This window comes from Paenibacillus sp. 276b (assembly GCF_900107875.1).
Taxonomy (GTDB): domain Bacteria; phylum Bacillota; class Bacilli; order Paenibacillales; family Paenibacillaceae; genus Paenibacillus; species Paenibacillus marchantiae.
In genome coordinates this window covers 178,754-191,143 of sequence record NZ_FNRR01000004.1, presented here as the reverse complement: position 1 = coordinate 191,143, position 12,390 = coordinate 178,754, and the positions used below count along the sequence as shown (strand labels likewise).

8 protein-coding genes are annotated in these 12,390 nt (G+C 48.3%); 3 read left to right on the top strand and 5 right to left on the bottom strand.

Annotated elements, in window-relative coordinates:
• Positions 1-202: 202 nt before the first annotated feature.
• Both BLV50_RS20080 and BLV50_RS20075 read right to left on the bottom strand, forming a co-directional pair.
• Entirely contained in the window at positions 203-1,762 is a 1,560-nt protein-coding gene (locus BLV50_RS20080; RefSeq protein WP_090809612.1) for a response regulator transcription factor, read from the bottom strand.
• Positions 1,759-3,591 carry a cache domain-containing sensor histidine kinase gene (locus BLV50_RS20075; RefSeq protein WP_090809610.1) on the bottom strand — a complete coding sequence of 611 codons (1,833 nt, stop codon included), beginning with the start codon at positions 3,589-3,591 and terminating at the stop codon, positions 1,759-1,761. The genes BLV50_RS20080 and BLV50_RS20075 overlap by 4 nt, the downstream gene beginning before the upstream one ends.
• Positions 3,592-3,823: 232 nt before the next feature.
• On the opposite strand from BLV50_RS20075, the gene BLV50_RS20070 reads away from it, so the two are divergent.
• A complete protein-coding gene (locus BLV50_RS20070; protein ID WP_090809608.1) occupies positions 3,824-6,973 on the top strand; it encodes an alpha-mannosidase in 3,150 nt (1,049 codons plus the stop codon).
• A 192-nt stretch (positions 6,974-7,165) separates the two neighbouring features.
• A complete protein-coding gene (locus tag BLV50_RS20065) occupies positions 7,166-7,849 on the top strand; it encodes a DUF6199 family natural product biosynthesis protein (protein ID WP_218135412.1) in 684 nt (227 codons plus the stop codon).
• A 32-nt stretch (positions 7,850-7,881) separates the two neighbouring features.
• Here BLV50_RS20065 and BLV50_RS20060 read toward each other — a convergent pair whose 3' ends face one another.
• From BLV50_RS20060 to BLV50_RS20050, 3 genes are all read right to left on the bottom strand, one after another.
• Positions 7,882-9,204, bottom strand: coding sequence for an LLM class flavin-dependent oxidoreductase (locus BLV50_RS20060; RefSeq protein WP_090809604.1), 1,323 nt, complete (start codon positions 9,202-9,204; stop codon positions 7,882-7,884).
• A 76-nt stretch (positions 9,205-9,280) separates the two neighbouring features.
• The gene (locus tag BLV50_RS20055; RefSeq protein WP_063565303.1) at positions 9,281-10,528 is read right to left on the bottom strand and encodes an MFS transporter; all 1,248 of its coding nucleotides are present in this window, start codon (positions 10,526-10,528) and stop codon (positions 9,281-9,283) included.
• 141 nt (positions 10,529-10,669) lie between these two features.
• Positions 10,670-11,110 (bottom strand): GNAT family N-acetyltransferase, encoded by a 441-nt coding sequence (locus BLV50_RS20050; protein ID WP_090809602.1) that lies wholly within the window; start codon positions 11,108-11,110, stop codon positions 10,670-10,672.
• Positions 11,111-11,462: 352 nt separating this feature from the next.
• Here BLV50_RS20050 and BLV50_RS20045 point away from each other — a divergent pair, with 352 nt between their 5' ends.
• A complete protein-coding gene (locus BLV50_RS20045) occupies positions 11,463-12,389 on the top strand; it encodes an ABC transporter permease (RefSeq protein WP_063565301.1) in 927 nt (308 codons plus the stop codon).
• Position 12,390 lies beyond the last annotated feature (1 nt).

Below are 12,390 nucleotides of genomic sequence, written 5' to 3'. Positions count from 1 at the left end.
CAGCATTAATCCCCTATAATCAACACTGGATCTAAGCTCTTTTGGTGCTTTGGATTTCCTCGTTCACTCCTACCTCCATTATGCAAGCGCTACCAATTTTGAGATAGTTGAAAAACCCAATAAATTGATGGATTAATTAAAGATCGTACATTCATTCCATAACAAAAAAGACACCCCCACATGGGGAGTATCTTCATTCAGCTTACTTTTTCATGTAGATTGAGCGCAGCTCCGTAGGAGAAACGCCAGCATATTTCTTAAACTGTCTGTAAAAGTATGTGGAGTCCCAATAACCCACCTCGCCCGCTATTTCTGCCGTCTTTTTGTCCGAATATAACAGCAAATGAGTGGCACGCTCGATTCGGTACTGGTTCACATAATCAGAAAAGGTGGTACCGACCTCTTGCTGGAACAATTGGCCGAGGTAGTTAGGATGAAGCTCCAGCCTCTGACTGAGCGTCTTAAGTGAAAGCTCATCCTGATAGTGATTTTTCACCACCTCCAGCACAGACATGATATGCGGGCTGTACGTTTTCTCGGCGGTATGATATGTATCTAGCGTGCGATGAACAACCTTTCTGACCAATTGTTTCAGTTTGCTGAGCGTATGAATTCTGGACAGGGGCCCGAAGATGTCCCCATAGTCAGGCGTTTTCTCCAGTTCCTTGGCGGCCAGCATAAGCTGGATTGCAGAATTGAAGAACGGTGTTCTCGGGAGGCAGGGTTCCTTACCTTCAGCAATGAAGAATTCGTCGATGAACCGGTCCACCTCAGTACCTTCACCATCCCGCAGCAGCTTGTGAAACTGCTCCATCGCAGGCCCTGGCTTCTCTTGATGCTGATTGGTAGCTTCTTCGTCCTCCACTTGCATGATGAAGGTATTACAATCCATAAACAAATGATTCTGAAGCCACAGCTTTACGGACTTGCAACTCTTTGGAAAACCCAGATAGGTCGACTCGGATTGACCGATGATCCCCCATACACGTGCACCTGTGTCCTCAGCAACCGCTTGCTTCATTTTGGTGAGTGCCTGAAGCTGCCATTCATCACTACCTTCCGTACCGGCTGAAACGAACAGCAGCATGATGTCTCCGTCCTGATCAGGAAAACAGATGATACCGCAGCCATCCGGGAGGCCTTTGTTCCCGATCTGCTCACACTGCTCAGCAATTCCCGGCAGATACATCTGGGGATCATCCCCCTTGTCATCTCCTACAATCCTTAGAGAAGCCGCACAATATGTGGATTTGTTCATGGGAATCTCAAGCATCTGCGCACGCTCACGGAATTCTTTGGCGTCAATGGTCTCGTTCGCCCACCGCTGCAAAATATTGTTGCGCAGAATCCTCCAGCTCTGATCCATTTGAATCTGGCGCATCTCTTCGTGCTCCCAATCCCGCTGCATATGCTTGATGGTCGCTTCCAGTTCATCCATATTGACTGGCTTGAGCAGGTAGTTCTCAACCCCCAGTGAGATGCCCTCCCGCACATATTTGAATTCTTCGTAACCACTTAAAATAATGAATTTGGTATATGGATTGCGCGCTTTAGTCTCCCGGATTAGTTCAAGTCCGGTCATTTGCGGCATCATGATATCCGTAATAATCAGATCGACAGGAACCTCGTCCATCATTGCTAGCGCTTCCAACCCATTGTATGCCGTTCCGGCAATCTGCATGTTATTCTGATCCCAATCAATGATCGCTTGCATTCCTTTGACAATAAGCGGCTCATCATCGACCAACATTACACTTCTCATCCCGTTTCCTCCCTTGTAACTGGAATGCTGATGGTCACCTCACATCCTTCGCCTTCCGCACTGTTCAGGTGCAGACCATAATCACTGCCATAATTCAGACGTATGCGGTCGTGCACGTTCTTAAGACCCAAAGATCGGTCAGATGTCTCAGCAGCTTCATCGCCCTTATGCAACCCATGTTGCAGTTCAAGCAGTCTCTCCGCGGAAATCCCCTTTCCGTTATCCTTTACACGGATGTGAATCACGCCGTTCTCTTCTTCGGCTGTGATGGAGATCCTGTTATCATCATCATTCGTACGAAAACCATGCACAATGTAATTCTCAATAATCGGCTGGACCAGCAACTTGACGACCATGCTTCCCGCCGCTGCATTCTCGATATGGGTCTCCACGTGCAGCTTGTCCTCATACCGATATTGGACCAAAGCCAGGTACATGCCGCACAGCTCTATTTCCTCCGCCAAGGTTACATGGGTCTGCTTTTTGATCAAATGACGGAACATCGTGGCGAGAATATAAATCATCTGCCCAACATCCCTGGCTCCCAAACTGATGGCTTTCATGCGGATGCTTTCCAACGTATTGTACAGAAAATGGGGATTAATCTGGGCTTGCAAAGCCACAAGCTGCGCGTTCTTTTGTTTGATCTCCGACACATATACCGTTTCTATGTAAGACTCCAGCCGATCACACATATGATTAAATCTCTGCGAAATCTGCTGCAACTCATCTTCCCCCTCCATCTCGATACGTTTACTCAGATCACCCTCCTGCCAGCGCCGCATGTAAAGCACGAGTCTGTGAATTTTTTTGGAATAACGGCGGATGATGGTGAACGTCACCGCAATGCTAATCATGATGCACAGAATCACAATCCCAATGAGGCTGAAACGAATCGCCTGAAGGCTCTGTTTGATGTGCGACTCCGGAATAATAGAAGCCACGACCATTCCCGTATTCCCGATATTCAGCAGCTGCACCTTGGAGCGCTCCTCCAGATCCACCCAATCCTCCGGTAAATTCATCTTCCCCCAGTACGGGTAGACGGTGTTGTCATACTTGCCCTTTGAATCGAAAATCACCTGACCTTCCCCTGTCATCAACATGATCCGACTGTTCTTGCCGCCCGGTCTGTCTCGAAGCAGCCCTTTGATGCGGTCTGTATTCAGCTCAAACATAATTGCACCGTACTGCTTCAATGTCACAGAGTCTTTGAGCACATTCGCGTAGCTGTACGGGGTAGGCTCATCAGCCATTTTCCCTTCGAAAAGCGGTTCGCTGCCCATGTACTGCCAAGGTGCACTCCTCAGCCGCTGGAACCAGTCCTGATGCCCTGCAGACAGCTTGGGATGATAGTAAAAGTGCTGGGTCTCCCGATTAAGAACATAGAAAAAATCCTGATCCGTGCTGTATAACACGACATTTGCAATCGAGGCCTCATCCTTTAACAGCAGACGTAATTGATAATCGAAGTTCCCTCGCTCTGTACGGTAGCTGTAAGCATATTGATTCAGACGCCAATTGAGAAAATCCTCGTATTCATGAGTCAAAAAATATTTCAGATCATCGCCGATCATGGCGTCGGTATAAATCTGCTGCACGGCATTATACAGCCGTTCGTACTGCTGATTCAGGTTGATACTGACAATATCCAGCTCCTGCAAACTGGCATCCATTTGTTCCTGTACCACTCGCTGTTCATAGTAGCGGTAGGCCAACACCGAGATGCTGATGAACAACAGGACCATAACCATGGAATAAAACAGTAGGATTTTGTTGAACATTTTTTTCTTCAAGTAGTTCTTATACATGGTTCGTATCCTGGACATTCGCGCCTGAACACCTCCTCCAGACCAATTTCCAACTCAGTGTATCACCGTTTGGTTAAATTCGACAATCACCAGCGCTCAGAATCAGTAATCCATATTTTGATTTGTCAAAAGCGAATGGAAGCGCTATAATGGGCGCATTCCCCTATAATAGTTATGTAATACATAATCGCTTTGGATGCTCTCTATATATGAATCACTCCCCGATAAAATGAACTGGGGGTTTTTAACGATGTTTCTTACTGAAAACAAACTACAAGTACGTATTCATGAATTATCCGAGCTGCGTTACCGGGATCGTTTGCCTTTAAATCATTTTCTTGCCTGCGAAGACCGCAGGGAAGAAATTAACCCTGCCCTGCCGGGAGACGATAGCCATTGGAAGCCTATGCATACAGGAGAAAGTTGGTCCGGTCGAGATCTCTATTTGTGGCTGCGTACAAAAGTCGAGTTCCCTGCCTCCTGGGAAGATAAACGGATTGTCGGACTGTTTGATTTCGGCGATACCGGGGGTGGTAACAATTCCGGCTTTGAATCACTGTTCTACTGGGATGGAAAGCCGTTTCAAGGCGTAGATTCCAACCACAAGGAAGTGTTCTTTCCAGCCTCTGCCGCAGGCAGCACCAACGAGTTGGTCTTCCGCTTATGGTCCGGTCTGGAAGGTGGCGGTCAGCCCCGCAACCAGACGCATACGTTCAGACAAGCAGAACTGTGTTGGCTGGATGAAGCTGTTGATGATCTTGTATTTACAGGGTCAGCAATTCTGGAAACGGTCAACATTCTGGATGCCCATGCACCTGAACGCACAAAGCTGCTTCATGCACTCCAGCAGTCCTTCCGCCTGATTGATTGGTCGCAGCCTAAGTCCGATGTCTTCTATACCTCTGTGCATGAGGCAAGGGATGACCTGAGCGCCCGATTGAGTGCGATGGACAAAGCCTCTGATGTGACCGTCACTTGTATCGGCCATACTCATATTGACGTTGCCTGGCTGTGGCGGTTGAAGCATACGCGCGAGAAATGCGCCCGTTCCTTCTCTACGGTCATGCGCCTGATGGAGATGTTCCCGGAGTATGTTTTCCTTCAGACACAGCCCCAATTGTACGAATATGTGAAAGAGGACTACCCGGAACTGTACGAATCCATCAAGGAGCGTGTCGCTGAAGGACGCTGGGAAGCGGGCGGCGGCATGTGGCTGGAGGCTGACTGTAACCTGACCTCGGGCGAATCCCTGGTCCGACAATTGCTGATTGGCACTCGTTTTCTCAAAGAAGAATTCGGGACGGATTGCCGATATCTATGGTTGCCCGATGTATTCGGCTACAGCTGGTCTCTGCCGCAAATTCTGAAAAAATCCGGCATTCATACGTTCATGACGACCAAAATCAGCTGGAACCAATACAACCGCATGCCATTCGATACATTTCACTGGCGCGGAATTGACGGCTCAGAAGTACTGACCCACTTCATTACCACACCCGAGCCGTGGTCCGAACCAGGTTCCTGGTTCTATACCTATAACGGAAAAATCATTCCGAAGACGGTCAAGGGCATCTGGGATGCCTACCGCGATAAGGAGATGAACCAGGATCTACTGCTGTCATACGGATATGGCGATGGCGGAGGCGGAGTTAACCGCGAAATGCTGGAGATGAGACGGCGGCTGGATCAACTGCCCGGATTGCCCAAGGTCAAGACAGGACGCGCAGATGATTATTTTGAAAAGCTGCAGGAGACGGTGGAGAAGACCGATTCGTACATCCATACATGGGATGGCGAGCTGTATCTGGAATATCACCGCGGAACGTATACCAGCCAGGCGTACAACAAACGGATGAACCGCAAGCTTGAGCTGGCTTACCGTGAAGCGGAATGGCTGAATTCATTGCAAAGTATTGTGCACAATGACTGGGATCTGTATCAAGCGAAGTCCTTGACCGAGGGATGGAAAATCATTTTGCGCAACCAGTTCCATGACATCATTCCCGGTTCCTCCATCACAGAGGTGTATGAGGATAGTAGAATTGAATATGCAGAAGCCGAACAGATTGGCCGTCACGTGGACACGCAGGCTCGGACCGCTATCGCTGGCAGCGGAGAATCTCCTTATACGTACACCATCTGGAATGCTTCCCCATGGGTCGTTACAGAGATCGTGAGCATTCCTGCGGCTTCAGGCGAATTGGCAACGGGGACCTGGCTGAGCGATTCCGGCGTAATCCTGAACGCTCAATACCAGGATGGAGATTGGTCCGTTGAGGTGAAGGATATCCCTTCGCTGGGGTATACCACAATTCACTTCCAGAGCAGTACGGTAAACGACAGCCTCGTGCATTCTTCATTCACCCATACAACGAATGGAATCGAGACACCGTTCTATCAGCTCGAGTGGAACGAGGATGGACAGTTGACCCGCCTTTACGATAAAGAGTCACAACGTGAGGTGCTTGCCAAAGGGGCAAGAGGCAATGTGCTTCAGGTGTTCGAGGATAAACCGCTGGCCCATGAGGCCTGGGATATTGATATCTTCTATCAGGAAGATATGCGAGAGATTACGAAATGCACCAGCATTGAAGTCATAGAGACCGGGCCGCTTCAGGCCGTGATCCGTTTCGCTTGGGAATACCTTGGCTCTACCATTACGCAGAACATGACTTTATATGCCGGGCATCGCCGGATCGATTATGACACTGAGGTGGATTGGCATGAACAACAGCAACTGCTGAAGGTTGCCTTCCCTGTCGGTATCCGCTCTACCGAAGCCACCTATGACATTCAGTTCGGCAACGTTAAACGGCCGACGCACTGGAACACAAGTTGGGACTGGGCACGTTTCGAATCCGTTGGCCATCAATGGGCCGATCTGTCCGACAGAGGTTATGGCGTCAGCTTGCTGAATGATTCCAAATACGGTTATGACATTAAAGATAACGTGATGCGGTTAACCCTGATCAAGAGCGCGACTCATCCTGATCCACATGCCGATCAAGGACTGCACCACTTCACCTATGCTCTTCTTCCGCACCAAGGGGATTGGCTGGTGGGTGGAACTGTGCAGCAGGCCTGGCTTCTGAATGCTCCACTTCGATATACACAAGGTCAAGCAGAGCAGCCAAGTCGCTCCATGTTCACCTTGTCCGGCAGCACAGCTATGATCTCGGCGGTCAAGAAGGCTGAGAATTCCAATTGTGTCATCGTACGCGTGCATGATTATTCCGGCAGCATGAATACGCTGGAATTGACAAGTGATCTGCGGATTCATGCGTGGAGAGAATGCAATCTAATGGAAGTGCCGGATGGTGAACTCCTGCATGATACGCCGGTAACTTTTACACTTGAGCCGTATGAAATCAAGACGTTTGAGATTGATCTGAGAGTATAATCGTATAACTGCAACAGCTTAACGAAAGAAACCAGCAAGTCCCCGATGATGGGCGACTTGCTGGTTTCTTCGTGCTGTCGTTATTCGGCCGTTATTCAGGCAGTAACGGAGATCGCAACCTGTGCTTCTTAATGACGTATTATAGAACTAAATGGAAAGGATGGCGTTTATATGGGAGAGTCACTCAAAAAAATGAAGTCCCCCACCTTCATTTTCTTTTCATGCGTTCTGGTCCTGTCCGTAATCATCGCGATCCTGTCCAGACCTTATTTCACAGAGCCGATTTTCCATGTTGAGAACAACAAGTACACATTGGATATTGATCAAGGTAATCTAATGACTTATCGCAGCGGAACGGCAGATCCTATTCAAGTACGCCTTGATCATCAGGAACGGACTGTTTACATCAATCATCAGCAATATATCATCACGAAAATTGATTCTGCGTTTAGTACAACGTATAAGTTGATATATCCTAACGGGAACAAGTATGAAGTCCAAGATCATTCCGGACAATTAATAAGTTTTGATGCAAAAGGCAATAGCGTTTCCGAGGTCTTCTTGTACGTTGGCAGCCAAAGAGTACTTCAGGATGGGGAAGAACAATTCTCTCCTGCAACGCTTGTAACAGCCGCTTACCCAGAATATCATTACACTCGTGGTGCTCCAGGTTATCTGTTTCTCGCATTAGCCGCAGTGATTTTCGAATGGTGCAGCTTCCGTTATCAAAAATTTCAAGACTTCCTTTTCTACCTCTCACTTCGTTCGTTCTGGGCGAACGATGTCGAGCCTAGCGACTTTGATTACTTTTTGAGCAAGGTATGTGGGATTGTCGTTATGATAGGGGCTGTTTGGATCGCTTTTAAAGCATTCTGAACTGGAAACAAGTTCGATGTGCGATAATTGATTTATTTTACCGTCTCCAATGTATATCGATTGCGTGGAATCTCAAGCCCCAGATTACCGCGCAGTGTCTCATGCTCATACTCGGTACGGAACAGGCCGCGCTCTTGTAAGACAGGTACGACCAGGTCCACGAAGTCCGCGAGTCCGTTCGGCACAACTGTGCGAATATTGAAACCGTCCGCAGCTTCGCCTTCGAACCACTCCTGAATCTGGTCAGCGATCTGATCCGGTGTACCGATGAAAGATGTGCGAGGCGTCGATGCAAGCAATGCCACTTGGCGGAGGGTCAGTCCCTGTTCTCGTGCCTGCTGCTTGATCTTGTCTGTTGTACTGCGGAAGCTATTACTTCCCAAATCACCAATCTCGGGGAAGGGCTCATCCAATGGGAATTGGGCGAAGTCATAATGATCGAAGTATCGGCCCAAATAGTTCAGTGCCTGGTCAATACTAACCAACTCCGCAATCTCCTGATACTTGCGCTCGGCTTCTTCCTCCGTTCTGCCCACAATGGGACCAATGCCAGGGAAGATCAGAATATCTTCTGCCTTACGACCATAAGCCACCGCTCTTGCCTTCACATCCGAATAGAACTCCTGAGCTTCCTCTAACGTCTCATGCCCCGTGTATACAGCATCGGCCGATCGGGCCGCCAGATCCTTGCCGGATTCGGAAGAACCTGCCTGGAAAACGACCGGATGTCCCTGCTCCGAGCGCGCCACATTGAGTGGACCCTGAACGGAGAAGTGATCTCCCTTGTGGTTCAGCGTATGCAGTTTGGATGGGTCGAAGAAAACACCGTTCTCTTTATCCCCGATAAACGCGTCATCCTCCCATGAATCCCACAGCCCTTTGACCACATTCAGATGTTCTTCTGCAATTTCGTAGCGCAGCGCGTGGTTCGGATGTTCACCTTTGCCAAAATTCAGCGCCGAGCCTTCCAGTGGCGAAGTGACTACATTCCATCCGGCTCGTCCTCCACTAATATGGTCCAGGGAGGCAAATTGTCTTGCCACTGTGAATGGTTCACTATATGAGGTGGACAACGTCGCAACCAGCCCGATGTGTGAGGTCGCTCCCGCGAGAACAGAGAGCAGGGTTAACGGTTCAAAACGATTCAGGAAATGCGGGTTGGATTTCTCGTTAATAAAGAGGCCGTCGGCAATAAAGAGAAGATCGAATTTCCCTTCCTCCGCCTTAATCGCCTGTTTCTTGTAGAAATCCAGATTTACGCTGGCATTGATCGGAATATCCGGGTGTCGCCAAAAAGAGATGCTATTTCCCACTCCATTCAAGTTTGCTCCCAATCTCAATCGTCGTTGTGACATATTGATTCCTCCCTATGTTGTAGTGATGACCATTTAATTCAGTCCAAGTACCTTTTTTTCTCTGAGGATCATTTCATCATTTCTTTATGCTGTTTCCGCCTGCTTCTGCTGCTGCCATGCCCAATCCCGGTTTATTCGCCTCGTTCCTTTCGCTTACCCGGACTGTCCAGGCTGCTCCCAGAAGGACAATGCCCGTTAGGAGAAAAATAAAAGGAATCCCCGTCCATCCGCCCAGAAAACCGCCGAGTAACGGGCCGAGTACAATACCGAATTGATTTGCAGTCTGACTCAGACTGACAGCCCTTCCCCGGAAATCACGGTCAGCATATTTGATGATTAACGCATTCAAGGCCGGATACACGGCAGCAAAGAACAGACCGTAAACAAATCGCAGACTTCCAAAATAAATGAGGTTATACGCCGTCAGTTGCAGTAAACTACCAATGCCGCCGCCCAGCAGGCCGATAAACAGCGTTTTCTCGTATCCGATTTTCCCACCAATCCGTCCCCAGCGCGGCCCCATTATTACCGTTGCCACGCCGATGGCTGAGAAGACGATTCCTGCACTAAGTGTTGCACTACTAACGTCTCCACCAATCTGGACCACATAAAGCGTCAATACAGGTTCAATAATGAGCACGGAAGTTGAAACGAGTAAAATCAAACCATAGATCCGCATTAATCCCGGAGTGGAGGCAGCTTTTTTCAGATCACCCAGAATACTTGTGCGAACCACAGTGCGGGGGCCGCGGGCTTCTTTTACCCATATCACCATCACAGCCGAGAGCAGCGTAATGATTCCCGAGGCGATAAAGCATCCGCGCAGCCCGATCCAATGGCTTAGTACTCCACCCACAAGCGGTCCCAGAATTCCTCCGGCAGCCGTGGATGTAGAGATGACACCAAGCGCATAACCTACATGCTTCTCTGGTGTATTGGTGCCGACCAACGTAATAGATGCAGGATTGAAGCCGGCCATGAGTCCTTGAAATATCCGCACAGCGATAAACGTGTAAGGATCATAAACGAAATAGTTAGCCAGATGAGCAATGGCGAGGCCAACGCCCGAACGAATCAGCATCAGTTTGCTTCCATATCTGTCAGCCAGCGAGCCCCAGAAAGGAGCACATAGTCCGCTGATCAGAAAGCTGATCGAGATCGAAATGCCGGACCAGACTTCCAATCCGCTCTGAATACCGAGATCATTTTGCAGAAACAGCGGAAAGAACGGCACAGACAAGGTGTAAGCCATATGATTAAAAAATAGGCCAAACCACAGAATATACAGATTTCGCTTCCAATGCGGCATCTTGGTATTCTCCATACTATATAATTCCTATATAAAAAGTAGGTTATTATCCATATTAGGATACCGTCACTGGAAAGTATAATAGAAAAGTTCAATAGACCCATTCAAGAATTAAATGAATGGGTCTGTTAGATGCTGCTATTTTGACCGTAACAATTAGTGCACTTGAACGGACATGAACACATCCACCTCATCTTCACTGTCCAAAACAAACCCAAAGCGCTCATACAAACGCCGAGCCGGACTGCCCTGCAATACATTTAAAGTAACACGTTTGCCCCGGACCTCATCCCGTTTCAGCAGCATATTCAGCACTTGAGTTCCTATTTGTTGACCCTGATAATCGGGATGAATATAGAAATGCTCAAGTAGCATCTCCTCTGACTTGGGCTTCATCGCTACACACCCCACCAGTGCACCCTCGACCTCAATAATCCACGAGTGGACAGGGTCAAATGTACTACGGAAACGTTCACGAACCTTCACATCGTCATACCTTCCCAGCCTGTTTAGATCATCATATAGAACCAAAGCTCGCAACTCAGCAAGGTGCTCCTGATCTGCCTGCTTGGATTGACGCATGGTGATTTGGATCATTGGAAAGACTCCTTTTTCTTCGATTATTTTATTCTGTATTCTAGCTATTCAGATTGTCTATATTGGATTCGGTGGATCATTGGTCTATGGGGATTTAATAAATTCATTCGACCCCAATTATACAGGAAAAAGCAAGCTATTTTTATGTTCTGAGCGTTTTCCAAGGCGAAAAACCTGACAACCTATGTTGACAATATATGCAAACCACTTTAATATACCTAGTATTCTTATCAGCTTTTAATAGTTTCTCGCATTCTACATCGAATGTGTGCATTTCTGTGCGATTATTAATTGAACAGTAGTAGATTAAATGGGAAGAGTGCTTAGAGAAACAGAACAGGAGATTTGCATCATGTATATTGTTAAACGCTTTTTCACCATGCTTTTGACGCTCTGGATCATTGTGACGCTGACCTTTCTAATCATGCACATGATCCCTGGAGACCCTTTTTCTAACGATTCCAAAACGATACCTGAAGCTGTCCTGCAAAATATGCGTGCAAGATACCATCTGGATGAACCGCTTGCTGTCCAGTATGCACTGTATTTGAAAAATTTGCTGGTGCTGGATCTGGGACCCTCCATCCAGTCCAAAACGACCGATGTCAACACATTGATCGCACGAGGGTTTCCGCCCTCCGCCCTTCTTGGCATCCAGTCCATTGTCATTGCACTGATTGCAGGCATTGCACTGGGCACGGTTGCCGCCCTGTTCCACAAAAGGCCGCTGGACTACATATCCATGTTCATTGCCATCATCGGGATATCCGTCCCGAGCTTCATTCTTGCACCGCTGCTCATTAAATATGCGGCTGTCCAATGGAGGCTCTTCCCCGTTGCATCCTGGGGAACCTGGCAGCATACGATACTGCCCTCGCTGGCTTTGTCGGTAACACCACTGGCTGTCATCGCTCGCTTCATGCGGACCAGCATGCTGGATGTGCTGCAGCAGGAATACATAAGAACAGCAGAAGCCAAAGGATTATCTACCTGGTCAGTCGTCATCCGGCACGGAATGCGAAACGCGCTCATTCCGGTATTATCTTTTATCGGGCCGCTCTTCGCCTCCGTAATCACCGGCACCTTCGTAATTGAGAAGATATTTGCCATTCCGGGAATCGGCAAATATTTTGTGGACAGCATCTTCAACCGTGATTACCCGGTCATCATGGGAACGACGATCTTTTACAGTGTCATTCTGGTCGTAACCCTCTTCCTGATCGACCTTTCGTACCGGATCGTCGATCCGAGAATCAAGCTTTCCAGCAAAGGAGATTAGC

Bases quoted from the DNA above. Each gene is read 5' to 3' on its own strand.
- BLV50_RS20060 (WP_090809604.1), bottom strand. From the start codon at position 9,204: ATGTCACAACGACGATTGAGATTGGGAGCAAACTTGAATGGAGTGGGA.
- BLV50_RS20050 (WP_090809602.1), bottom strand. From the start codon at position 11,110: ATGATCCAAATCACCATGCGTCAATCCAAGCAGGCAGATCAGGAGCAC.
- BLV50_RS20045 (WP_063565301.1), top strand. From the start codon at position 11,463: ATGTATATTGTTAAACGCTTTTTCACCATGCTTTTGACGCTCTGGATC.
- BLV50_RS20075 (WP_090809610.1), bottom strand. From the start codon at position 3,591: ATGTCCAGGATACGAACCATGTATAAGAACTACTTGAAGAAAAAAATG.
- BLV50_RS20055 (WP_063565303.1), bottom strand. From the start codon at position 10,528: ATGGAGAATACCAAGATGCCGCATTGGAAGCGAAATCTGTATATTCTG.
- BLV50_RS20070 (WP_090809608.1), top strand. From the start codon at position 3,824: ATGTTTCTTACTGAAAACAAACTACAAGTACGTATTCATGAATTATCC.
- BLV50_RS20065 (WP_218135412.1), top strand. From the start codon at position 7,166: ATGAAGTCCCCCACCTTCATTTTCTTTTCATGCGTTCTGGTCCTGTCC.
- BLV50_RS20080 (WP_090809612.1), bottom strand. From the start codon at position 1,762: ATGAGAAGTGTAATGTTGGTCGATGATGAGCCGCTTATTGTCAAAGGA.